The organism is Nostoc sp. FACHB-152 (assembly GCF_014697475.1).
Lineage (GTDB): Bacteria > Cyanobacteriota > Cyanobacteriia > Cyanobacteriales > Nostocaceae > Nostoc_B.
Map to the genome: position 1 here is coordinate 61,680 of NZ_JACJRV010000022.1, position 26,716 is coordinate 88,395.

General features: G+C 41.3%; 11 protein-coding genes. 5 read left to right on the forward strand and 6 right to left on the reverse strand.

The genetic code is table 11. From position 1 onward, the window contains the following. Positions 1–535: 535 nt before the first annotated feature. Complete coding sequence (locus tag H6G76_RS17350) at positions 536–967, reverse strand: Fur family transcriptional regulator (protein WP_190703029.1); 432 nt, start codon at positions 965–967, stop codon at positions 536–538. Between the two features lie 304 nt (positions 968–1,271). Between H6G76_RS17350 and H6G76_RS17355 the strand changes: the two genes are divergently transcribed. From H6G76_RS17355 to H6G76_RS17365, 3 genes are all read left to right on the forward strand, one after another. Beyond that, positions 1,272–2,852, forward strand: a complete 1,581-nt coding sequence (locus tag H6G76_RS17355; RefSeq protein WP_190703032.1) for a M48 family metallopeptidase — start codon at positions 1,272–1,274, stop codon at positions 2,850–2,852. A gap of 73 nt (positions 2,853–2,925) precedes the next feature. Next, positions 2,926–3,714 carry a COP23 domain-containing protein gene (locus tag H6G76_RS17360; RefSeq protein ID WP_190703035.1) on the forward strand — a complete coding sequence of 263 codons (789 nt, stop codon included), beginning with the start codon at positions 2,926–2,928 and terminating at the stop codon, positions 3,712–3,714. Positions 3,715–4,298: 584 nt separating this feature from the next. After that, positions 4,299–12,068: a phytase gene (locus H6G76_RS17365; protein WP_190703038.1), complete on the forward strand. Its 7,770-nt coding sequence runs from the start codon at positions 4,299–4,301 to the stop codon at positions 12,066–12,068. A gap of 138 nt (positions 12,069–12,206) precedes the next feature. Here the strand turns inward: H6G76_RS17365 and H6G76_RS17370 are convergent, their stop codons facing one another. Together H6G76_RS17370 and H6G76_RS17375 are read right to left on the reverse strand one after the other, a co-directional pair. Next, positions 12,207–13,406 (reverse strand): DUF1624 domain-containing protein, encoded by a 1,200-nt coding sequence (locus H6G76_RS17370; protein ID WP_190703042.1) that lies wholly within the window; start codon positions 13,404–13,406, stop codon positions 12,207–12,209. A gap of 343 nt (positions 13,407–13,749) precedes the next feature. Next, on the reverse strand, positions 13,750–15,696 hold the full coding sequence (locus H6G76_RS17375; protein ID WP_190703044.1) for an FG-GAP-like repeat-containing protein: 1,947 nt from the start codon (positions 15,694–15,696) through the stop codon (positions 13,750–13,752). A gap of 406 nt (positions 15,697–16,102) precedes the next feature. Here H6G76_RS17375 and H6G76_RS17380 point away from each other — a divergent pair, with 406 nt between their 5' ends. Next, a complete protein-coding gene (locus H6G76_RS17380; protein ID WP_190703047.1) occupies positions 16,103–19,255 on the forward strand; it encodes a TIGR03032 family protein in 3,153 nt (1,050 codons plus the stop codon). Positions 19,256–19,450: 195 nt separating this feature from the next. On the opposite strand, the gene H6G76_RS17385 is transcribed toward H6G76_RS17380, so the two are convergent. Continuing rightward, positions 19,451–20,623 carry a glycosyltransferase gene (locus H6G76_RS17385; protein ID WP_190703051.1) on the reverse strand — a complete coding sequence of 391 codons (1,173 nt, stop codon included), beginning with the start codon at positions 20,621–20,623 and terminating at the stop codon, positions 19,451–19,453. A 217-nt stretch (positions 20,624–20,840) separates the two neighbouring features. Here H6G76_RS17385 and shc point away from each other — a divergent pair, with 217 nt between their 5' ends. Next, a complete protein-coding gene (shc, locus tag H6G76_RS17390) occupies positions 20,841–22,748 on the forward strand; it encodes a squalene--hopene cyclase (RefSeq protein WP_190703054.1) in 1,908 nt (635 codons plus the stop codon). Between the two features lie 321 nt (positions 22,749–23,069). Here the strand turns inward: shc and H6G76_RS17395 are convergent, their stop codons facing one another. Both H6G76_RS17395 and H6G76_RS17400 read right to left on the reverse strand, forming a co-directional pair. Further along, positions 23,070–23,969, reverse strand: a complete 900-nt coding sequence (locus H6G76_RS17395; protein ID WP_190703056.1) for a hypothetical protein — start codon at positions 23,967–23,969, stop codon at positions 23,070–23,072. Positions 23,970–24,060: 91 nt separating this feature from the next. After that, positions 24,061–25,503: a galactose oxidase-like domain-containing protein gene (locus H6G76_RS17400; RefSeq protein ID WP_190703059.1), complete on the reverse strand. Its 1,443-nt coding sequence runs from the start codon at positions 25,501–25,503 to the stop codon at positions 24,061–24,063. Positions 25,504–26,716: the final 1,213 nt, after the last annotated feature.

A 26,716-nucleotide genomic window follows, 5' to 3' on the forward strand; every position in this document is an offset into this window, starting at 1 on the left:
ACGAAATGTCCCTCGCACCACTAGAGAGGTAAGTTTTATTTACAGTTGATTTCCGTCTACACCATGTGTAGACGCTACGGCAGAGAAAAATGATATCGGTTTTGATAGCAACAATTGATCAACCAGGGGTGTAGAAGCGAGTATAGACTTCTCAGACAAGCCACAACATCAGCGAATCCTATTGGGTGTGGCTCATACCTGTAAGTGGTCATCGCGTTGCAATCATAAGCAGGTTTAATCAGCCAACGTAATAATCAGGGTTGTAGCCTTTTGGTTGTCGTGCTGAATGATAAGTCTGATTTAATCGGGTGTCATCGCTGACGAGAAAATAGGCTTTTTGGTCGCTTACATTGTGTTTGTGTGGATTTTTGAACTAGACCTTTTGGTGGTGGCTTGGCGGATTGATGGGATGTTTTAGCAGGAATTAGCGGGGCTTAAACAAAATTAAGCCCAAATAAAGCCTAGCCTGGCTTTATAAGCAGGAAATAGGTCACGGTTAAGGTTTAACCAATCGAAAAATTTCATACTTCAGACTTCAGGCTTCAGACTTCTCTTGGCAGCGATCGCAAATTCCCTGCACAGTAACTTCATAACGTTCTGCTTTCAGTCCCGACCGCAATTTGCTTAAGTCAATACACTCAAATGTATCCCAACTAATGTCTTCAATCGCACCACAACAGTTGCAGCGAAAATGATGATGCGGCCCAACCTTGGCATCGTAACGAGAAACGCCTTCGTCTAACAGCACCTCTCGTACCAAGCCAACCTCACGTAATGCTTGCAACGCAGCATAAACGGTAGCCTGGGATGAAGTCGGCACATCCTGATTTAAGTTTGTCAAAATTTGATCAACCGTAGGATGGTCTTCTCTTCCTAATAGATTTGCATATACTGCGAAGCGTTGGGGAGTCACTCGCAATCCTTTGCTCTTGAGTGTTTTGACAATCTCATCAGCTTTGTGCCGCATAGCATTTACTTAGCTTAGATTAATAAACTTAGACCATTATTATAACGTTTCTTCTCTTATAGATTTACTATCCTAAAAATTATCCAAATAAGATAGTATTTATAACTATTTATCAACTCCGAAATTATAATTATTCTGATTTGGCAAAAAAATTTTTTTGATAAATGAAGGTGGTCAGATCTCCGACTTTTTAGATAAGTCGGGGATCTTGTATATCATCAGAATTCAAGGAAGAGACCCTATGCGGATGGGGACTGTTACTCATAGCATTAAAACAACACCCCTTTGCATAAATGAACCCAGCATGAAACGAACTAGGAAGTCTCTGCTGTTAGCCTTGAGTTGGATATTGTTGTCAGTTGGGACATCAATTTTAATTATCCTGACGCAACCGATAGCACCCGCACCAGCACAAGAACCTGCTACGACGACTGTAGAAACAACAGATACACCCAACACAGAAAAACCAGCAGCCACCGAACCTAAAAAACCAGATGCAGCCGAAGAACCTGCACTTACTCCGGAAGAAATCGCCCGTCAACAAAAATTTATTGAAGCAGACAAGCTATACCTTGCTGGAAAAATTGCCGATGCGGAAAAATTATATCGTGAAGTAAAAGCACCATTTGCCAAAACAGATACACCAAGCCAAGAACGCAAACCGGTGATCCTTGACCCCACGCAACTATCGCCAGGGGGCAAAGTATATTGGCGAGAAGCAGAAGCAGGAATAGCTGCTAAGTTGCAAACCAGAACTTTAGTAGCACTTAAACTATTAGTAGAAAACAATCCAGAATTTATTCCTGGCCATATTCGCTATGCCGAAATTCTGAAACAATATAATAGCCCAAAAGAAGCTTTAGATATTTTAGAACGGGCATCATCACTCTATCCAGACCAACCAGATTTAATTAAAGCCAGAGTCACCGCCCTAGCTAGCGAAAAGAAATGGATGGAAGCATCTTTAGCAGCGCGTCAGTTTGCCATGCTTTATCCTAATAATCCGCAAGCTGAAGAGTTTACGCAACTCGCAGAACAAAATCTCAAACGCTACAAATCCCACATCCGCGCAGAAATTAGAGGTAACGCCATAGCTAATATCCTCACAGGTGCATTGGGTTACGCCGTTACAGGTAGTTTGTTGGGGCCTTTCTCTGCCTTGGACTCTACCATCTTGTTGCTACAGGGAGAAGGCTCGGTTGGTGAGTCTGTAGCCAAGCAAGCAAAAAAACAACTACCTTTAGTTAAAGATGAACAAGTGCTGGCCTACGTTAACGAAATTGGACAAAAGTTGGTAAAAGTTTCCGGCCGCAACGAATTTAAATACGAATTTTTTGTGCTTTCCGAAGAAGAACTTAATGCCTTTGCTTTACCAGGAGGTAAGATTTTTATTAACGCAGGTGCGATCGCTAAAAGTAATTCCGAAGCGGAACTCGCTGGATTAATCGGCCATGAATTATCTCACGTAGTTTTATCTCACGGTTTTCAACTCGTCACCCAAGGTAATTTGATTTCTAACGTCACCCAATATCTGCCTTTAGGCGGTACTGTCGGTCAACTTTTTGCCCTCAGTTACAGTCGTGAAATGGAACGTCAAGCAGATACCCTCGGTACACGTCTAATTGTGGCTAGTGGCTATGCTGCTGATGGGTTGCGTAACTTAATGGTGACGCTAGACAAACAAAAGAAAAATGCCCCTCCCAGTTGGCTATCATCGCACCCAGGCGGTAACGAGCGAGTCAGTTATTTAGAAAACTTGATTAATCGTGGTAACTACAACCGCTACACCTATGAAGGAGTTGAACGCCACACCACTATTCAAGCAAAAGTTAAACAACTGCTCAAAGAGAAAAAAGAGCAAGAAGACAAAAAGCGTCGTTCTTAAAGAATCAAAACCCCAAATTTTTGCGTCACTGTAAATATTAGTTACTTAGTGTCTATTTCTTTGAGGAACATTTATGAAATTACAACCCTTGAAGTTTTTATGCTTGAGTGGTCTGGGTTTGTCCTTATTTTTGGGTAATTCCGCCGCCTTTGCTCAAGTTGACGATGGTGGTGGTATCGTTGTACCTACCACTTCAGATCCTTCAGATCCTTCAGGTTCATCAGTTCCTATCGATACATCACCCACTTCTTCCAGTGGGACTGTCGATGGTGCTAGGTTTGTCTGCCAGAATTATAACGGTCAGTATACAGTCATGTATCAGCCCGAAAGCCAACCAGGGCGATTCTTTCCTTGGGCTGCTCCCGCGAGATTGGGTGGTAATTGGGATCCATACAAACGTTGTGTTACCATTGCTCAACGCTTAGAACAATATCGTCCCGATGGCTTGCAAGAACTTCAGACAGGTTTTTTGAATAACGAAAACATTGTCTGCGTTACCACAGAGTCTAACCCTACCTGTCGCATTGTGCTAACAGTACCACGCGATAAAGATGCGTATGCTGTTCGCAATAGCATTTTCCAAAACTTAATTGCTGCGGATGAAGGTCAACAAACTACGGCTGTAAACACTTATCGCAATAGTAGAGGCGGAGTAGATGAAATTTACAACATCGGTCGCACAATCTTAGGTGGAGGTAATCGACAAGTTAGTTCATCAAAAAGTGGAATTAATCTCAAACCTTTCTTAGACCGCAAAGATGGTGGAACTGGCACAAAGTTACGCAATGGTGTAGCAATTCGCCGTCAAACTCCGACTCAATCTCAACGCCGGACTATCTTAAGTCCTGGTAAGTTCCGTTAATAGATTGTGATTTTGAGAACTCAAAATGTTCTTGTTTTTTAGAAAATAGGGGAATAGGGAAAGCTAAGAGCGCGTGAAAAGTGATAGTTTTTCTTATTCCCTTTACCATGCTCATGATGTCTAAGCTAAAGTTTTGAAGCAACGGCTTGAGGTTAGTTATTGAATAGCGATCGCTCTTTCAAGAAGATACTATAAAAAGTATTGTTGAGTTCAGCTATGAGTACTTTTTTTTTCATTTAACAATCACCTCTGTTCCAACATTATAAATAATCATTTTCACTTGATTTTCTTCTACTATTTCTTGAGAGAAATCAAGTTAAAAAAATGTACTATAAGTCGTCAAAGTTACTGCTAAAGAATCGTGTTGCTGCATTTTCAGCATTTTATTGATGCATTTTACACGTAATTTAACCTTTTGCTAGACATTTCTTAATCTAACTGAGATAGCGTGAGGCACTGAACCTAGCATGAATCCAATCGTGCGATCGCTCAAACTGTGAGGTACATCTTTGCAGTTTAGATGATATTGCGATCGCACACCCTACCAACAGGCAAAGCAGAGAGTTTCAGTGTAATCACAATCTATGGTAACTACAAGTTCTATTCGCTTTTCTCAGTTCAACGCTTCTTTAAATCGCAACGCTGAAGGTCAGTTAATCACTGATTTATCTAACCCCGACAATGCCCAGGCAAAAGCTGTAGCTGAAATTATCCAGCGCAATAACCCCGATGTCTTACTAATTAACGAGTTTGATTACTTTCAAAATAACCCTCTGCAAGCAGTCCAATTATTCCAGCAAAATTATCTGGGAGTTAGCCAGAATGGTGCAACTGGGGTTGAATATCCTTATATCTACATTGCCCCTTCTAACACTGGTATTGCTTCTGGGTTTGATTTAAATAACGATGGAAAAATTGTTACCACCCCAGGCACACCAGGATATGGTGACGATGCCTTTGGGTTTGGGAATTTTCCTGGTCAATATGGGATGTTGTTACTTTCTAAATATCCTATTGACACAGACAACATTCGCACCTTCCAAAACTTTTTATGGAAGGATATGCCAGATTCTCTATTACCCAGCATTACTATTCCTGGTTCTACTGAACCTTGGTACTCAACCGCAGAACAAAACATCCTCCGCCTCTCTTCTAAAAGTCACTGGGATGTACCCATCAAAGTGAATGGCGAGACAATTCATGTTTTGGTTAGCCATCCCACACCGCCAACTTTTGATAGTGCTGAAGACCGCAATGGTAAGCGTAACCATGATGAAATCCGATTTTGGGCAGATTACGTAACTCCAGGTAAAGGTAATTATATCTACGATGATGGCGGTAAACGAGGTGGTCTAGCTTCCGGGTCACGCTTTGTGATTATGGGAGATCAGAATGCTGATCCTTTTGATGGTGACAGCTATAAAAATGCTATTTTGCAACTTTTGCAGAACCCCAACATCAATACTAATTTTGTTCCTACCAGCCCAGGAGGAGTGCAACAAGCGGCTTTACAAGGCGGTGCTAATGCCAATCATAGCGGTAATCCTGCTTTTGATACCGCAGATTTTGCTGATACAACCCCTGGCAATTTACGCACAGATTACGTCTTACCCTCGGCTGACTTAACAATTACCAACTCTGGAGTATTTTGGCCTCTCAATACTGACCCAACATTCGCACCTGTAGGGAATTTTCCCTTCCCTAGTTCTGACCATCGCTTGGTCTATGCAGATGTGCAAGCGGGGGCGACAGCCGCAGGTCAAACTATTACCAATGTAGGATTTTTAGGGCAGCAAATTTTTCCTACAGGTTTTATTCCCAGTGGCGCAGCAGGAATAATCAATGGCACAGCAACACCAGTTGGTGGTTTGTCTGGTATTGCTTACGATGCTGCTAACAATCGTTATTATGCGATCTCAGACGATCGCTCGCAAAATGGCCCTGCCCGTTTTTATACTTTTAGAGATGGCACTCCTACAGGGTTGGCTTTTACAAACGTCACTGCTTTAAAAGATAGTAACGGCAACTTCTTCGCACCGTTGAGTGTAGACCCTGAAGATATCGCCCTAACTAACAAAGGTACAGTTTTTATTACCTCCGAAGGGGAAGTTAATCCTAATGCTGGTCGGGTGACAGATCCCTTCATTAAAGAATTTTCTTTGACTGGAGAGGAATTGCGTTCTCTACCTGTTCCTAAAAAATTCTTGCCTGTAGTAGAAGATACTAATGGTACGCAAACATCCGGTGTGCGGAATAACTTAGCTTTTGAAAGTCTCACCATCACACCAGACCAAAAAACTTTATTCACCGCCACCGAAAACGCCTTATTCCAAGATGGTGCAACTACTACCACCACTACAGGTACACGTTCTCGCATTCTGCAATACAACTTGGTTTCAGGTCAGCCAGAAAAAGAATATCTCTACATCACTGACCCATCGATAACACCAAACCCCGCCACAGGCTTTAGTGATAACGGCTTAGTAGATTTACTCGCCATTGATAATCGTGGCACATTACTAGCGTTAGAACGTTCCTTTGCTGTCGGTGTTGGTAACACTATCAAAATCTATGAAATCAGTCTCCAAGGTGCGACTGATATTAGTACCATCGACTCGCTAGAAAGTTTGAGTGCAGAAGAGTTAGCAGCAATTCAACCAGCGCAGAAGCGTTTGGTAGTGAATCTGAATGATTTGAATATCACAACTGATAACATCGAAGGTTTAGATTTCGGCCCCAAACTAGCAGATGGTCGTCAGTCTATCGTTTTGGTGAGTGATAACAACTTCAACCAAGCCCAATTTACCCAAATTTTGGCTTTAGGCGCAGATTTGATTCCTACTGTCGCACCGCGAGTCGAAACCCGTCCTGATTTGTTGGATGATGATATTCAAGATGCGGATGCTGATGACCCAGCAATTTATGTTAACGGCAATAATGCAGCCGATAGTTTAGTATTCACAGCAGTTAAAAACGGTGGACTACGGGTTTATAACTTATCTGGCGAACTGTTACAAACAGTCAATCCTGGTGATATTCGCTATAACAATATAGATTTGCAATACGGTTTTAAATTGGGCAATGAAACAATTGATATTGCCGTCGCCAGCGATCGCCAAAATGATAAACTAGCAATCTTCAAGATTAATCCCAACACACCAGGCCAATATCTAGAAAACATCACCGACAGCAGTATCGGTACTCTCTTCCAAGCACTACCTTTTACACCGCCTTACTCTTCTTCATCTCGTAGTGCTTATGGTGTCGCCTTATACCGTAGCCCTGTTAACAATGATTACTATGTCTTCGTCAATCGTCGGGAAACTGGCGATGTCGCACAGTTCAAGCTGATAGATAAAGGTAACGGCAAGATTGGTGCGGAGAGAGTACGGCAATTTACAATACCTACCACAGAAGGGCGATCGCCTCAAACTGAGGGTATGGTTGCCGACCAAGAAACAGGCTTTTTATACATCGGTCAAGAACAAGTCGGAATTTGGAAATTCGACGCAGAACCAGACCGCAGCAATACAGGCACACTAATAGATAAAGTCCGGGATTTAGGCGGTACTAACCTCACCTCGGATGTGGAAGGCTTGACTATCTACTACGGCAAAGATGGTAAAGGCTATTTGTTAGCCTCCAGCCAAGGAGATAACACCTTTGTTGCTTACACCCGCGAAGGCAATAACTCATATTTAGGCAGCTTTGCCGTAGATAACAACGGGTCAATTGATAGTGTGCAAGAGTCCGATGGTGCAGATGTTGTCAACGTCCCATTAGGGTCAAACTTCCCCTACGGATTGTTTGTCACTCAAGACGGTTCTAACGAACCCGCAGTTATCGCTGACGACGAGAACATCAGCAGCAATTTTAAGCTTGTGCCTTGGGAAAACATCGCTAATGCTTTCCCAGATGCCTTAACTATCGACACCACTACTTACAATCCTCGTAATCCTAAAGATATGACTCCACCTAAAGTTACCCTCAAAGGTTTTGCTGTATTACCTGCTGATAGCTTTGCTGAAGGGCCAGCATCGGGTAGTGCGATTACTGGAAATACCAACGGTCGAAATGTACCCTTTGCTAAACAACCAATTCAAGGCTTTAGCGGCGTACAGCAAGCTGATGATAATACCTTTTATTTCTTGTCTGACAATGGTTTCGGCAGTAAAGATAACAGTGCTGACTACCTACTGCGGATTCATCATGTAGACCCTAGTTTCCGAGGTTTAGAAGCGCAAGGTGATGGTAGTGTTAAGGCATTGGATTTTATTCAACTATCTGACCCGGACAAGAAAGTTCCTTTCCAGATAGTGAATGAAAACACTAATGAACGTTTCCTCACTGGTGCAGATTTCGATGTGGAATCTTTGGTCATTGCCGAAGATGGAACTTTCTGGATTGGAGATGAGTTTGGCCCTTACCTACTGCACTTTGATGCCACTGGCAAACTTTTAGATGCACCTATCCCTACACCAAATACCAAAAGTCTCAACACTTTGGATAGTAAACCACCAATTGTGATTGGACATCGAGGCGCGAGTGGAGAACTACCAGAACACACCCTCGGTTCGTATATGCGGGCAATTGAACGCGGTGCAGATTTCATCGAACCCGATTTAGTAGTGACGAAAGATGGTGTCTTAATTGCCCGTCACGAACCAAATTTAATTAACACCACCGATGTCGCAGACCGTCCAGAATTTACTGACCGCAAAACTACAAAAGTTGTTGATGGAGTAGAGGAGGAAGGCTTCTTTGCGGAAGACTTCACACTGGCGGAAATTAAAACCCTACGTGCGAGAATCCAACCTGATTTTCGTCCCCAAGCGTTTAACGATTTGTATGAAATTCCTACCTTGCAGGAAATCATTGATTTGGTTAAGCAGGTAGAAGCAGATACAGGTAAGAAAATTGGCATCTATCCCGAAACCAAGCATCCGACATACTTTGCAAATCAAGGCGTAAATACTAGCCAAAAGCTAGTTGATTTGTTGGTTGCTAATAATTTCACTGACCCCTCACGAGTATTTATTCAGTCTTTTGAGGTTGGCAATCTCAAAGAGTTGAATAATGTCATCATGCCTGCTGCGGATATTGACTTGCCGTTGGTACAGTTATTGGATGCGGTTGATGTCAATTTGGATGGTTCATTGATTGAAACAAAGCCTTATGATTTCGTTGTCAGTGGTGACTCCCGCACCTATGCAGATTTAAGAACACCCGCAGGTTTGCAAGAAATTGCTACCTACGCTGAGGGAATTGGCCCTTGGAAACGGATGATTGTTTCTGTCCAGGGTGTTGATAATAATAATGATGGGCAAGCTGATGATGTTAATGCCGATGGTTTAGTTAACGATGCCGACAAAACTCTCACAACCCCAACTTCCTTGGTGGATGATGCCCATGATGCAGGCTTACTAGTTCATCCCTACACTTTCCGTAACGAAGGACGTTATCTAGCCGCTGACTACAACGGTAGCCCCCAAAAAGAATTTGAACAATTCATCAATTTGGGTGTAGATGGTTACTTTACTGACTTCCCTGGTACAGGTGATTTGGTACGCGACCAATTAACCGGGCAGTTTGTCAGGTCGCCGCAAAACCCCGATGTGCTGAATCAGCAAGAGTTTGAGACTTTATCGGGTAATGCACCTCTAGTAATTGGACATCGCGGCGCGAGTGGATTGCGTCCCGAACATACCCTAGAAGCATATAAACTAGCGATCGCCCAAGGTGCAGATTTCATCGAACCAGATTTAGTTGCTACTAAAGATGGCAGATTAATCGCCCGTCATGAGAATGCTTTGGCAATTCTCAATGAAGATGGTACAGTCAATGAGATAGATACCAGCACTGATATTTACCTACGTCCTGAGTTTGCCGATCGCCTCACCACCAAAGTCATCGATGGACGCACCATCAGAGGTTGGTTTACAGAAGACCTCACCCTAGCAGAAATCAAAACCCTAAATTCTATTGAACGGCTGCCTAATCTGCGGGGAACCAGATTTAATAATGATGGGCTGAAAGTGCCTACCTTAGAAGAAATCATTGATTTGGTGAAGCAGGTAGAAGCAGAAACAGGTAAAAAAATTGGCATTTATCCTGAAACCAAGCATCCTACTTACTTTGCTGCGGAAGGTACACGCATCGATGGTACGCCTATAAATACCAGCTTAGGTCAATTACTCGTTGATACTTTAGTTGCGAAAGAGTTTACCGACCCGACAAGAGTATTTATTCAATCCTTCGAGGTGGGTAATCTTCAGGAATTAAAACAAGACTTATTGCCAGCCGCCGGGATTAATATTCCCTTGGTGCAGCTATTCGGTGGCGAAACCCAAAGACCTTATGATTTTACTGTCAGTGGTGATTCTCGCACCTATGGTGATTTAACTAAATCAACAGAACTAGCTGCGATCGCAACTTATGCCGCAGGTATCGGCCCCAGCAAACGCTTGATAGTCCCTGCCCAGACAGTAGACCGCAATAACGACGGTACACCAGATGACCTTGATGGTGATGGTACAATTACGGATGCCGATAGAGTTTTAGGCACTCCTACAACATTAGTCAAAGATGCCCATGCTGTAGGTTTGCAGGTACATCCTTATACCTTCCGTAACGAAAGCGTATTCTTAGCATCAGACTACAATGGCGACCCAAAAGCAGAATATGAACAGTTCATCAATTTGGGTGTAGATGCCTATTTTACTGACTTCCCCGGTACAGGTGATTTAGTCCGTGATCAATTCGTAGGACAAGCAGCAGTCTCTAACCTTGGTGGTTCTAAAGGCTTTGAAGGTTTAGCCATCAGTCCCGATAAGCAAACCTTATACCCATTACTCGAAGGTACAGTCACAGGCGACCCCACAGGTTCACTGCGGATATATAAATTTGATGTGCCATCAAAACAATATCAGGGTTTGGTTGGCTACTATCAATTAGAAGAACCCACCCACGCCATTGGCGACTTCGCTGTAATTAACGACAATGAATATCTCGTAATTGAACGAGACGGTAATCAAGGTGATGCAGCCCAGTTCAAGAAAATCTTCAAAGTTGACTTCTCGAAAAAAGATGCCAGTGGTTTTGTTGCTAAGGAAGAAGTCGCAGACTTGCTAAATATTCAAGACCCCAACGACTTGAATAAAGATGGCAGCACTAAGTTTACCTTCCCCTTTACCACGATTGAAGATGTGTTAGTTTTGGATGCTAACACTATCTTGGTTGCTAACGATAACAACTATCCGTTCTCTCAGGGTAGACCAGGGGATATTGACAACAACGAAATCATCGTTTTGCATTTAGACAAGCCGCTAAATCTTGATCGTACATTAGTCAAAAATTTTGACAATGATATTTTTACAATCAAAGGTAGCGGTGAGACAACTAGGCTAAAAGTAGACCTGACTGAACGCAACACTAAGCGTACCAACGAATTGGGCGTGTTTACCGTAGATGATGCCCAAGGCAGAATTAATGGTATCGCCCCAGGAGAAGCAGGATACGCCGAAGCTGCTTTAGAGAGGGCAAAAACAATTTTCTCCGTCCTCAATAAAGGATGGAATAATGTTGATATCTCTCGCAGCGTGGAGTTTGAATCAGGCGATCGCCTCAGATTCTATGCTGTGAAAAATGGTACAACTGACGGTGTACTGGCTGGAGATATCCCCATCACCAACGTTGTCTTTGCCAATGACACAACCCAAAAAGTTACCAGTTTGGGTAATGACGCGTTTTCCCTAGCTTGGGAAATTCAACCAAATAATGGTGAGGACTTTCAAGATTTAGTAGTGAATATTCAATCAACTGACGAAGTTTTACCCATCGGTACAGCTTTGCAAGGTAATTCCCAAGCGGAACTAATTGACTTACGCGATGTAACAGAGTTAGTTAAAGCTGATTTTGTAGTTACTAAAGATGCCAAATTTAAAAACTACGTCAGCTTCTATCAAGTTACCGATGCTAACGGTGGCATTGACACTAACAACGATGGTAACGCAGACATTTTACCTGGACAGGCTGGTTATACTCAAGCGGCAGTGAATGCGCGTGTTGCAGGCATTGATCTCACAGCCAATAGCGGCACAGCCACTTACACTGCTACTTTCCAAGGTGGTTACATTTATGCACCATTCATCGTTGCCAATGGTACACCAGAGGCTATTTTGGATAACAACCCCAAAGACCCCGCAGTTTATTTCCCATTCTTAGGTGCTAATCCCAAACAGTCAGACCAAATCACCTTGTTAGGCAATAACATCTTTGGCTTTGAAGATTTTCCAAAAGGTGGAGACAGAGACTTCAACGATATAACAGTCCGCGTTGATTTACAAATTGCCTAATTGATGATGTAGTAACTAACGATAAAAATCGCGGTTACATCTAGCTTGCTTTATCGTTAAAAGTATGGTGCGTTATGAAGGTAAGTTCTAACGCACCGAAAATTAGATAGAAAATTCAAGAAGAATTTAAATCAATATCTACAGGTATCTTAACCACTTGTTAGGATACCTTACCTTGTAATTTCTATACCAACTACAGATGGGATAAAGCAGAATGATCATAAATATCCAAAGATTGTAAATCATGGGTAAGCCATATCCATAGTCTACTGGCATTAGAGGGGAAGCTATAAAGGTCATAATAATTGCCTTGAATCCATATTTAGGTAAAGCCAGTAAAATTGCAGTAAAATGGATTAGCCAAATGTGGATTATATAAAAAAATAAAGGAACTTGACCGAATAAAACTAGAGGTTGAAAAATTATCCATCTGCGCTTTTCAAATATGTAAAGCAATAGCATTGCCAGACCTAGTGTGATTAACAAAAAAAGCAATGAAGGTGGATATTTATTACAGTTAATAAACGATAGTATTGTGTAATAAAAATTCTTCTGCACAGACCAAGGGTAAGGGTCGCCATATATATTCAAAGTGCGAAGAACTACGAAGCCAGCAATTAAACCCCATCCTAATCGAAGAAACAATCGCTGCCGAGAAGTTTTTTCCTGCTTCATTAAAGTCCCAAACACATAACCTGTTGCCATCACACCAATCCAAGGAATGAGGGGATAGACAATGACAAAATTCTTATGCGGAAAAGGCGTTAAAGTTTTGGGTTCATGAAGTACCGCCCACAACCAACCCCATCTTCCTAGTTGTTCAGCATAGATATGATCAAATAAATTGTGTCCACCTATGAGTAAAATTCCTATTGTAGCTATAAAAGGAATTGGCATTCTAATCAATGCTGCTAAAACGATCATTGACCAACCAATTGCCCATAGTACTCCCGCTATTGAAAAAGAGTAGGTAGGGTCAAAGACCCAGCCAAAATGTACAACTGTTAACTCTAGCAATACCAACCATAGTCCACGAATTATCAGATAGCAAGATAGTTCTTGTTTAGTTTGTGGTCGATTCTCAAAATAAAGATAGGCTGATACTCCAGCCAGAAATATAAATGTAGGAGCGCACAAATGAGTTATCCAGCGTGTGAGAAATAGAGGTATGTTTGTCTGGGTCAAGTCTGTAGGACGGAAGCGAACATTAGTGAAGAAATCTCGTACATGATCTAACGCCATGAACACCATCACTAGTCCACGTAACATATCTATTGATATTATTCGCCTAGTTCGTAATGGGTTAGAGCTAGGAGTCTCAGTAGTAGGAAAACTCATAGTTTATTCGACCTTCGGAGAATTGTGTTACTCCTCATTCTCCCATCACAGTTCCTATAAATTACCAGAAATTAGAATGCAGTACTGTTGTATCGTCTATTTGCAGAATTACATTCTGTTGAACACAGATTCCATTCTTCGATTAACAATAGAATTTACGCATCGATAAAAAACTAAATATTTGTATTCAATCCTTTGTTGGTTACCTAACTCTTACTTTTTGCCTTATTCTAACTATAAATATTTATTTACTCTGCTCACTTAATTTTATAAAAAATAACCCCGTTTTCTTTCAAGAAAATGGGGTTATTTTTTACTGCTGATTTTAAGGTTGCAATTAGTTCTAAGCAGAGACAGAAACTTTCAAATCAACCTTGACAATGACATCGTTATAATCAGTGTCGCCACCACCAGCTAAATCCTCAAAGCCGAAACAATTGTCACCTAACATCCGGACGTGTTTAGCCTTGTCAGCATTCGCACCCAAAAATGTAAAGTAAACTTTCGGGTCGTTGCCAAAATCACTGTCTAATAGACTATCAATTCCACCATCAACTATCAGGAATGGAACGTAAATTGCACCACCTTTAAAATTACCATTATGGTTTCCTCGTCCTTGGTTAGCCACAGATAAACCGATCTCTGACATCCGCGAGTTAATTGCTGCTTGGAGATAACCTTCTTCACCAGGGAGGATATCGGCTGTACCATCACCATCGGTATCAATACCGCCGTTCTCATCACTTACTTGATAGAAGCCTACATAGTTGTTGTAAGTTGCTTCACGGTTGACAGTAAAGTTACCACTGATGAGAGTATCAGTACCAAAAGACCGGCAATCAATTGCTTCTCCTTCATCATTACCTTGCAGATTTGTACCTATAGCCGTATCTTCATCGGTTTCTTGAACGCTAACAAGTAAATCGTCAAATGCTGAGTCGCTGCGCGAACCGTCTTTCCAACCGATAGAGAAACTACCATCTTCTGATGTCGTAATTTGTTGTGTGGAAACACTAGAAAAGATGATTTCAGAAGTAGAGGTGAATTTTGACTTCACCGAATAAGTACTACTATTTTTCACCAAATAGAACCGCAACTTGGCACTGGAATCAAATTCCAATACTTTGCCGAGGTCTTCAAGATTGAAGCCAGTAGGATTATTGCCAATCACAGAGAAAATGACTTTAGCTCTTGCTAAAGCGGCTTCTGCGTAACCTTCTGCTCCTGGTGCAATGCCATTGATAGTACCTTTGTCATCATCAACAGCAAAGCATCCCATTTCATTCATCAAACTGGAACGCCGAGCTTTGATTTTGATTTTGATTTTGACTTTCGCTGATAAGCTCTTAAAGGAAAAAATATCTTCGTTAAAGTTAATCGATTGAGTAGAAGCTTGACCAACGCTATTTACTAGCACTGATAAGTTACCACTGGCGTTGTTTACTGTCACTAAGTCGGACTCAGTATCGCCATTGAAGTCTCCGACTGCTAAAAAATAAGGAGAAGAACCAACAGTAAAGTTGGTAAAAGTACCAAAGCTGCCAGAGCCATCACCTAACAACACTGACACGCTACCACTATCGCCATTTGCCACTGCCAAGTCTTCTTTACCATCACCGTTGAAGTCTCCTACTACGATAGAACGGGGATTAGACCCAACAGTGTAGTTGACAGCAGTACTAAAGCTACCTGAACCATTACCTAATAACAATGAAACGTTGTCGCTGTCAGAGTTGGCTACAACTAAGTCGTCTTTGCCATCACCGTTAAAGTCTCCCACTGTTACCGACACGGGAGTTAACCCAACGCTGAAGTTGCTGGCAGCACTAAAGCTACCTGAACCATTACTCAACAGCAATGAAACGTTGTCACTGTCAGAGTTAGCTACAACTAAGTCGTCTTTGCCATCACCGTTAAAGTCTCCCACTGTGACTGACATAGGAATTGACCCAACGCTGAAGTTGCTGGCAGTACTAAAGCTACCTGAACCATTACCCAGCAGCAAAGAAAAGTTGTTGCTGCCAGAGTTAGCTACAACTAAGTCGTCTTTGCCATCACCGTTGAAGTCTCCCACTGTGACTGACATAGGAGTCAACCCAACGCTGAAGTTGACAGCCGAGCTAAAGCTACCACTACCATCTCCCAGCAGGACTGAGACGTTGCTGCTGCCAGAGTTAGCTACAACTAAGTCGTCTTTGCCATCACCATTGAAGTCTCCTACTGTTATTGCCGCAGGCATTGACCCAACGCTAACGCTGGCAGATGTGGTAAAGGTTACTGTTGTTGTCATTGTTTTTTCCTTTTTTGTATATGCTGACCTAATCGCCGAAAATCAAGATTTTGGCTTTTTTGGAACTAGAAAAAAATTAGTGAGCAGCTACTGATAAATAGTTGGGTTGTTGGCTCAAAAGATACGAAGACAAGAAAGAGACGTAGAACGTAACTCTTCTGGAAAAATTCACTAGTGACAAGTCAGCAACTTCAAATCTACTGGTAACTTTGATAACGCTTTATTCAAGCATCTGTCAAAAAAAATGACGACAAAAAGTATTAAAAGTTGCCAAATGAAACAAAAAGATATACATTTTCTATTTTTTGCATATCACCGTATTTATACGGTGATATTAGTTCATTGATGAGGTTTATACTTATAGCGACTTTTAGCCTATGTCTTGTTTGCCCCTCAAACTGAAAATATGATTGCCACTCCTCAACACCCGATCGCTCTTCAAATTTGTGCTTCCCCTGATTTCGTGAACTGGTTACAATCTCAACAGATTAGTCTGGCTATCACTACGTCTCAAAGTTCACGGTTGATGTTGTTAGGGGTGAACAATCAAGGGCAAATTTCGGGGTTTGAACGGAGATTTGAGCAAGCATCAGGACTATATGCTACTCCTGAAAGGATTTATCTGGCTACTAAAGCGCAGATTTGGCAGTTAGACAATGCCTTGGCATCAGGGCAACTGCACAATGGCTATGACAAGCTTTATATCCCACGAATTGGCTATACGACAGGAAATTTAGGGATTCATGATTTGGCGGTAGAGACGGAAAATAATCGGATTGTGTTTGTCAGCAGTCTGTTAAACTGTTTGGCAACGGTGAGCGATCGCTATAGTTGCATTCCCTTATGGAAGCCTAAATTTATCTCCAATTTGATAAATGAAAATCACTGTTACTTAAATGGTTTGGCAATGGTAGAGGGTAAACCTCGTTATGTGACAGCTTATAGTCAATCTGATGTGGTGAATGGTTGGCAGCAGACATGGCAAAATGGCGGCTGTGTTATGGATATTCAGTCGGACGAAATTATCGCTACAAACTTATCTATGCCACATTCGTCCCGATTTTATCAGGAGAAATTGTGGTTATTGAATTCTGGTACAAGCGAACTCGGCTATATCAATATAGATAGTGGAAAATTTCAAGCGATCGCTTCTTGTCCTGGTGTATTGCGTGGGTTGGCTTTTGTGAAAGATTATGCGATTGTTGGTTTATCGAAAGCGAGCGATCGCACAGAAACTGAGTGTGGCCTAATAGTAATTGATATCAAAACTGGCGCGATAGCCCATTGGTTGCGCCTGGAAGGAGAAGTCACCGAAATTTTTGATATACAAATATTACCAGAAGTCCGATTACCGCAGGTTGTGGGATTTCTTACTGATGAAATCAATCAGTTAATTACTCTAGATCCTCTCTCGTCTCTAGCCCAAAAAAATGTGGAGTCGCCCCCTATCAAGTTAGCTGAAGAAGTAGAAAACATTCCTTACGCGCCACTTTCTACTAGCGATTCTCAAAACTGGACTGGGCCAGAATTAATTTGGCCGTCGGCTGATAGTCTCTACGAAGAAGCATTTGCTTTACAAAAGCAAGGGCAAATAAAAGAAGCGATCGCTGAATATGAAAAACTACTTTCTCAATATCCTGATTATGCTTCAGCTTGGTATCAGCTAGGAATAATTAGAGAAGGTCAAAAAGAAACTGACAAAGCTATTTTAGCTTATCAAAAAGTAATAGAAATTAATCCTAATCATGCCCAAGCACACAATAACTTAGGTATTTTGCGAGTTGCAGCACAAGATTTAGACAAATCAATTAAATGTTTTAATGCTGCTATTGAAAGTAAACCTGACTATGCTTTTGCTCATAATAATTTAGGTCTAGTTTTGCAAATGCAAGGCAAGTTAACCAAAGCAGCAAGCAAGTTTCGGGAAGCTTTACGAATCACTCCAGAGTATGCAGAAGCTTATTTAAATTTAGGGATTGTATTAGAAGCACAAAATAATTTAGAAGGTGCGATCGCTTGTTTTCGTTCAGCAATTCAATACAAACCAAATTACATTAAAGCCCTCAACCGTCTGGGAGTGGTGCTAACGATGTTAGCGACAGTTGGCAAAGGTGAAGTTAACGAACCCAAGCGGATATTTGAGCGAGTTTTAGAAATGCAACCCGCTTCGGCTGAGGCATTTACCCATTTATTTTATCTCAAAGAGATGACTTGCGACTGGCGATCGCTTCAGGCTGATTTAACTCGACTTTGGGAACAAACAATTCAAGAATTAGCCACAGGTAAACAGACAACATTAAATCCATTTAGTTCATTAAATAAACCTTGGGATAGGAAGTTATTATTGCAATTAGCTCAAAGTCATGGTCAGCAAATGTCTCAACAATGGCAACAACTAAGGCAGACTTTGAATTTTCAACATTCCCGTTCTTGGAATAGTAGACTACGCATCGGTTATCTATCAAGTGACTTTCGCGCTCATGCTATGAGCCATTTAATTACAGGTATTTTTCGCTTACATAACCGCGATAATTTTGAGATTTTTGCTTACTCTAGTGGCGTAGATGACAATAGTGAATATCGGCAATATATTTCCAAGACCTGCGAACATTTTCAGGATGTTGCTAATTTGTCAATAGAAGAGAATGCCAGATTAATTTTTGATGACAAAATTGATATTTTAATTGATTTAAATGGTCATACATCTGGCTCTCGCACCCCAGTGTTAGCCTTAAAACCTGCACCAATTCAAGTCAATTTTATGGGGACTCCTGGCACAATCGGCGCAGATTTTATTGACTATATAATTGGTGATTCCATAGTTACACCTGCGGCATTTGCTGATGATTTTAGCGAAAATATCGTTACCTTACCTCATAGTTATTTCTTCAACGATAATCAACAGCCAATATCTTCTAATCATGTTACACGTTTGCAGTACGGTTTACCAGAATCTGGTGTTGTTTTTTGCTGCTTTAATAATCACTATAAAATCGAACCGACCATATTCGATGTATGGATGAGAATCTTAGCAAAAGTACCTGGCAGCGTTTTGTGGTTAATTGCTAGATCTGCTATTAACGAAGCTAACTTGCGTCGAGAAGCCCAAGTAAGAGGAATAAGTGGCGATCGCTTATTTTTTGCCCCACATGAAGCGAAAGCTGAACACTTAGCTAGGCATCAATTAGCCGACTTATTTCTGGATACATTATATTACAATGCCCACACAGGTACTTGTGACGCTTTGTGGGCTGGGTTGCCAGTAATTACCTGTCTTGGTGAAACTTTTGCTTCACGAGTAGCTGCAAGTATGTTGATGGCGATTGGTTTACCTGAGTTAGTAACTAACAGTTTAGAAGCATATGAAAAGTTAGCAATTAACTTAGCAACATATCCTGATCAACTGCAACAAATCAAACAGAAATTAGTTCAAAATCGCTCTACATACCCACTATTTGATACACCACTGTATGTCCGCCATTTAGAGCAAAAATATTCTCAGATGTGGGAGGTTTACGCATCTGGGCAACAACAAAGAGCGATAACAGTTAATGCATAACAAAAAAGATCCCCGAATTCTTTGAGAAGCCGGGGATCTGAAGATCATTGGTATGTGATGAGTATTAATTTCTAGAGCTTGCTGAAAAATAATCCTAAGAAGGATTGTGTTTTTTAAAACATCTGAATATATAGGTAATATTGTATTTTTTGCTACTTTTAAATTTTCTAATGATATTCAGAGAAAAGATAACTCTTAACCAGGATAAACTCGTCCCTTCCACGCACCGCCGCGCCCTTGCCAATGGCGGATAGCTGAGTCAATAGTCATTAAAGTGTAGAGAAAGGCGATCGCAGGTAAACTAAAAGCAAACAAAGGTGAGCATTTATAAAAGCGAATAATTGGTAAATAAGCTATAGCCATCAATAACCATGCAGATAAACCTGTGAGTGCAATTATCCAATTACCCAACACTACGCCCAAGAGCAAACCCAGTGGTGGAATTAGGTAAATCAAGGTCATAGCCACCACAGTTCCCAGTAGTAATAAAGGTGAATAGTTCAACTGAGTATAAGCAGTCCGCGCCACCATATCCCAAATAGTTTGCAAAGAATTGTAGGGACGCAAACTGCAAGTTAGATTACTCAATCCTAACCAAATACGGCCATGACTAGATTTAACAGCATTAGCTAAAGCGCAATCATCAATCAAAGCTTGTCGAATAGCTTGAATACCGCCAATTCGTTCTAAAGCTGTTCTCCGAATGAGAATAGAACCACCCGCCGCCGCCGCAGTCGAATTTTTAGGATTATTCACCCAGCGAAAAGGGTAAAGTTTTAGGAAAAAGAAGACGAAAGCGGGAATCAAAAATTTTTCCCAAAAGGTATCACATCGCAACCGCACCATCACAGAAACCAAGTCTAAATCTTCTTGTTCAGCTTTCGCTACAAGTCGCTGCAAATTTCTGATATCGTGAGCAATATCTGCATCAGTGAGTAAAAAATAATCTGGTAGAGACTTTATATATAACGTCTCTACATATTGAATGCCTTGTTCCACAGCCCAGAGTTTACCCGACCAACCAGAAGGTAATGGTTTACCGGAGATGATATGCAATTGCTGGGCTTTATCTAAAGCGTGGGCTACTCCTTCAGCAAAAGCGGCTGTGCGGTCGGTGCTACGATCATCTACTAGAAAGATGTTGAAATTACCTGGATAATCTTGAAGTAGGAGCGATCGCAAACTCATAGGTAACACATCAGCTTCGTTACGCGCAGGAATCACCACGCATACACTAGGTAACGATTTTAGCTGTGGTTCCGTCACCTCTAATTTTTGGTCTAATCGCCAAAACTGTCCCCGCAGACTTAGTAATCCTAACCAAATTACCAAGGATAAAATCATCAAGCCTAGTAGAATTTCCACCATGACTCCAGAAAGGATGAATCATTAAACCTTGGTATTGTATAGCGTTTCTCGTTTTAGTGAGCAACATTTCTTTGAGATGAGAGGCTAGGGGCTAGGGTGAATGTACTTTATCTAATTGGCTGCTGTTGCCATTCAAAGTTCATAGTTCAGACTTCACACTTCATACTTCCTGTCGTGGTATCTTTCAATTCATACTTCAGACTTCACACTTTAGTTGATGCAAACACAAGACAGGGTACAAGTCAATAAAGTTGCAGATGCGATCGCAGCTAGTCAAAAATATCTGCTTTCTCTGCAAAATCCCGCAGGCTACTGGTGGGCAGAGTTAGAGTCTAACGTCACCATAACTGCTGAAGTTGTCCTGCTGCATAAAATTTGGGGAACAGATAAAACCAGGCCATTACATAAAGTTGAAACCTACTTGCGTTCTCAGCAACGGCAGCATGGAGGTTGGGAACTTTTTTATGATGATGGTGGCGAACTTAGCACCTCCGTAGAAGCATATATGGCGTTGAAATTGTTGGGCGTACCAGCAACCGACCCAGCTATGATTCGGGCGCGAGATTTTATTCTCCAACGCGGCGGGGTTAGTAAAACTCGCATCTTTACCAAGCTACATCTGGCATTAATTGGCTGCTACAACTGGCGTGGTATCCCTTCACTACCACCTTGGATAATGCTGTTACCGCCAGCTTTTCCCGTCAATATTTATGAAATGTCTAGCTGGGCGCGTTCTAGCACTGTACCGTTATTAATCGTCTGTGACAGTAAACCTATTTTTCAGATTGACCCAGGCATTACCTTAGATGAGTTATATACTGAAGGTGTTGATAAAGTCCAGTATGAATTACCCCGTCAAGGTGATTGGACAGATTTATTCCTTACTTTGGATCAAGGATTTAAGTTAGCAGAAAGCCTAAATTTAATGCCTTTCCGCGAAGAAGGCATCAAAGCAGCCGAAAAATGGATTATAGAAAGGCAAGAAGTTACAGGCGATTGGGGCGGAATTATCCCCGCTATGCTCAATTCTATGCTGGCTTTGCGGTGTCTAGGTTACAAAACAACCGACCCGATTGTAGAACGCGGGTTGCAAGCAATTGATAACTTTGCCATTGAAACAGAAAATAGCTATTGCGTCCAACCGTGTGTGTCACCTGTATGGGATACAGCTTGGGTGATGCGCGCCTTTATAGAGTCTGGTATTGCACCAGATCATCCGGCTGTGGTCAAAGCTGGGGAATGGTTACTCCAAAAGCAGATTCTTGATTATGGTGATTGGGCGGTGAAGAATCGCCAAGGTAAACCAGGTGCTTGGGCGTTTGAGTTTGACAATCGTTTTTATCCTGATGTGGATGATACGGCGGTGGTTGTCATGGCTTTACACGCTGCCAAGCTGCCTAATGAAAGTTTAAAACAAGCTGCGATCGCTCGTGCTTTAAACTGGGTTGCATCTATGCAATGTCACCCTGGTGGTTGGGCTGCATTTGATTTAAACAACGATCAAGAATGGCTCAATGCTATACCCTATGGTGACTTAAAAGCCATGATTGACCCAAACACGGCTGATGTTACTGCCAGAGTACTAGAAATGTTAGGTGAGTGTAACCTAACCATTGCACCGCCAAACTTAGAACGCGCCCTCAACTACCTCATGGCGGAACAAGAAACTGAAGGTTGCTGGTTTGGTCGTTGGGGAGTCAACTACATCTATGGAACTAGTGGTGTTCTTTCTGCATTGGCATTAATTAATCCCCAAAAGTATCGCCTCAGCATTGAACAAGGCGCAGCTTGGTTAGTCAGTTGTCAAAATCCTGATGGCGGCTGGGGTGAAACTTGCCTTACCTACAACGATCCCAGCCTCAAAGGACAAGGGCGTAGCACTGCATCCCAAACAGCTTGGGCTTTGATTGGGTTAATGGCAGCAGGTCAAGCAACTGGTAAACTCTCTATAGAGGCGATTGAACGCGGGATTAATTACCTAGTCTCAACTCAAAAGCCAGATGGTACTTGGTTTGAAGCTGACTTTACTGGTACTGGTTTCCCTTGTCATTTTTATCTTAAATATCATATGTACCAGCAATATTTTCCTTTAATTGCCTTGGGACGCTATCAAGCCATTAAATAAAGTAAGTAGGTCGTCGTGAATATTTATCGTCAGGATAAGGCAGGAGGCAAGAAGCAGAAGGCAGAAGAGAAGAGGCTTTTAGCTTAATTAATCTTTCGTAACATAGTTAGGTTTTTTCTCACCGACTTACTTAGAAGTTCTCAAAAAGTTAAACCACAGATACATATCGATAGCTGCTCTGGTTACAAAATGTAACCAGAGCAAAATTCTTGGGTGAGGGCAAGCAGGGGCAACAGGGGGAAAAAAGACCTTTTACACTCCCCTGGCTCATACCATTTCACCGTATAATATCGTGTCCGGTGAAAGACTTATCATGAATGTCTACTCAAGCGCAATTTTAGCAACATCAAATCCTTGAATTCTCTCCATCTCTCCAGTGCTTCTATTAATCCTATGCAAGTATTTGGGAGATTCATACCTAAATGCAAGCAAGGCGTATAATTCGTTTGAGGGAGTCCAAACCAACCCGTCACAACCATCATTCATAGACATCCCTCGGTATTTCAATTGTTTTGATTGCTTATCACCGATTTGGGACAAGGCGATTTCCCCTAACTTATCAGTATTGATTCCATATAAACTTCCGCCCGAAGACTCTGCTACAGCAGTTACCCGCTTTTGTTCGGGGACTTTCTTTCGGTCTGTAATTTGACCTGTGTTTAAATCAATAGTTACTATCCGAGAAAACCCCTTTCCTTTGTCTTTGCCGACTAATCCTCCAAGTGAGCCGTTGGCCAAGCGCATTAATTGGTAAAGGTCTTCGTTATTTTTCAATCCTGAGAGATTTACACTTTCTAGAGAATATAAATCAATTAAACGAACTTTTTTATCCTTTTTCTTTCTTGTACAGGTATAGCTCGCGGCTGCTATGAGTTTGCCATTGATGGATGCAAAACCACTCAATCGCTCACAAGTCTCCAAAATTGGCGCAGTGGTCAGCAGAGTCTGGATTTCCTGAGTGCGGACATTAAGAGACTCCACGATGAGTGGCTGTAGCGCGGATGGCTCTGTGATTTGGCTTTCTTCAAAGGGGTCGATGATATCTGAGTCCAGGTTGGTAGGAGCGTTGTTGTCTCTCAGTCCAGTTTTTATACCTAAAATAACCGGGTCTTTGTTTGACTCTTGTGCAAGGGTTTGGTTGATAACAGCCCCCACCGCAGCTATTGTGGTGCTGAAGATTGCTAACTGACCAAATTGCCTGCGTGTTAACTTTAGTTGCATATATAACTCCCAGAATTACTTGCTGTTTGCTACAGTTCATCAAAATTGGCTGATACTGCTATTTTTGATATGAGTAATACGAAGTACTAGCTCAACTGGGCATGATTTGAATCCAATTTGCCACTGAGGGAACATTATTATTGTTAACCACAAACAGCATATAATAACCAGGCATTACAAGGTTGCGATTATTCGTGATTTGGACGGTGAGAGAATTCCCACTTCTATAGGTAATCGGTAGGTCTACTAGCCTTTGTTCTGTATCTAGACCGTGAGTAGGTGCCATTGGCCTGATGATATGTACCCATTTTATGTTTGTTGCAGGTACGTTGGTTTGGATCGTAATTTTTGTATTATAGTTTGCTAACGTGGGCGCACTACTAATTTTGGGTCTTGTTTGCGATATGTACGCCGGACTATAAATCTCTATGCGATTTTCATAAGTACCACGCTGAGGATTTCCCCCGGCGACAACTACTCTACCATCTGGTAGCAACACCGCGACTGAATGATAGACGCGGCCGTTAACAATGGGTGTCTCTACCGCAGTCCAAGTATTCGTAGCTGGGTTATAAATCTCTGCTGGGAGTGTTGATTTTTCTATATTTTCTTCTCCTTTGCTACCATTACACACAAATACAGTGCGATCGGGCAGTATAACAGCAGTATGGTGCATCCTTGGATTCTTCAGAGATGCTGCTGCTTTATAAGTAGGAGTACTAGCATTGAAATCAATAATATTGACTCGGTTCGTCGTTAATCCTGTACCGCTTTGACCCCCGCCAATAATCATCACCTTTTGGTCTTGCGCTGGTGGGAGCAATATGCTGGCGGCTTGGTTACCATATTCTGAAGCTTCTAATCCAGATACTGCCTGTTCTGCGATCGCTTCATTAAAATTTGCGGGTAAAGTTAAAATGCATGGTGATACACCATTATTGGGCCCCATTTGCGCGCCTGTATAAAAAATTTTGCCACTACTCAACAATATCAAGTGTGCATAAAGAGCCAAACTCGTGGTTCGTTGTGTAAAAATGCCCCACCCACTAAAAGCACTATAAATTTCTGGGTTGCGAGCGAGGCTGCCATTTACATCTAAACCCGTGAGGACAAGAACTTGACCATTACCCAGTGTTAAGACGGTAGGATACCATCGGCCTTTGTTCATTGATGACACTTTTGACCAACTGCCATTCCCGTTATTGCCAGTAAAATCAAATAAAAAGGTGTCTGTTATCCCACGAAAGGGGTCATATTGTAGGGTTCCACCTGCAACCAACAATCGTCCGTCAGGTCGGAATGAGTGACCTCCACAGAAAATGTCAATAGGGTTCCCATTAACATCCCGTGGAATCTTGGGAGTGGTGAAAGTTCCGGTATTAGGATCCCAAAGCCTGACCCCTTCCGGAGAATTATCATATGCTGTTTGGCTCGGATCATTGCCAGAACCTCCAAAGAACAATACCTTACCTGTTCTTCCCACAGCAGCATGGATAGGATTAATTGGAATTTGAGAGGATAATTGCCAAGGCATTTTGTTTACTCCACTGGTTCAAAAACCAGAATCATTTTCTTTTGATGTATGAACTCGTATACCAAAAACAAACAAAACAACTAATTGCTACTGCTTTATGCCATAGCAATATGTCAACTCTTGAATTTGAAAAAACTTAAGTTGCTAAACTAGCATTTTTCTAGAGTTAATTAATTCTATTGCCAATATTTTGAGTAAAATTTGCAATATTTAGCTGATTAAGTTTGATATTTATAGACACTATTTTGTATATGTAAAGTAATATAAAATTTTTGACTATGCAGTAGAATGATATTTATCATGTGCCGTAAGCATGATTTACTATTAACATAAAAACTTGTATTTATCAATTCATGCATATCTACATTTTGCGAGTTTTCTATCTAATACGTGCTAATGGAATTCTAGAGTCAGTTTTTGCTACTTTGCATCTGTAAGCCCGTATTTTAAGCTTTTTGTGGCATCATTGCTTTGTGTAAACATCTTTATGCTACAAAATTTTAGTGTTTTTATATTTAAACTGAATTATCTTGATAACTCATTTCTCCTAAAAATTACTACAGTTTTTGCACCAGTTATTTAAACACTAAATTTATGTTCTTGGATGTATAATATCTTAATTTAGAATATTTGTTTTTCGATGATGTTTAAATTTTAAAATTATAATTTTAAAATTTAACATTGCACTTTTAATCAATTTTACATGATTACGCCATAATTTTTTAGCATTCAACTTAAAATATAATTAAAGGGAGTAATTTTTGTCAATAGATATAAAATTGAAAATAGATATGCATCAGAATTATAATAGTGATATTGCCTTCACCAAACAAATAATTTGCTCAGTCGGAGCTACTGCAAACCCCTATACCTTAATTAACAGCCAACTAAAAATTTTATTGCTGAGGTTGTATTAATTACTTGCGATCTATTCTAGATATAAACCTCTAATATCATGTTCGGTTAAAGACTTATGATTAAGGCCGCAGGAGTGCAGAGGAGAGGTTTTTGTCGTCTCTGCACAAATGTACATTGATCACAACTGTAAAGCCGGACATGATATAAGCTGCTGTAATTAGCTTGCCTATTGCGTGTGTTTCTTAGGAAAGATACTTGCGGGGGGACAAAATGGTCTAGAATGCTTATCTTACAAAGAGTGTAGCAATTTGTGGTAAAAGAAAAAGAGCATTTATTCGCAATAAGCTCTATTTAA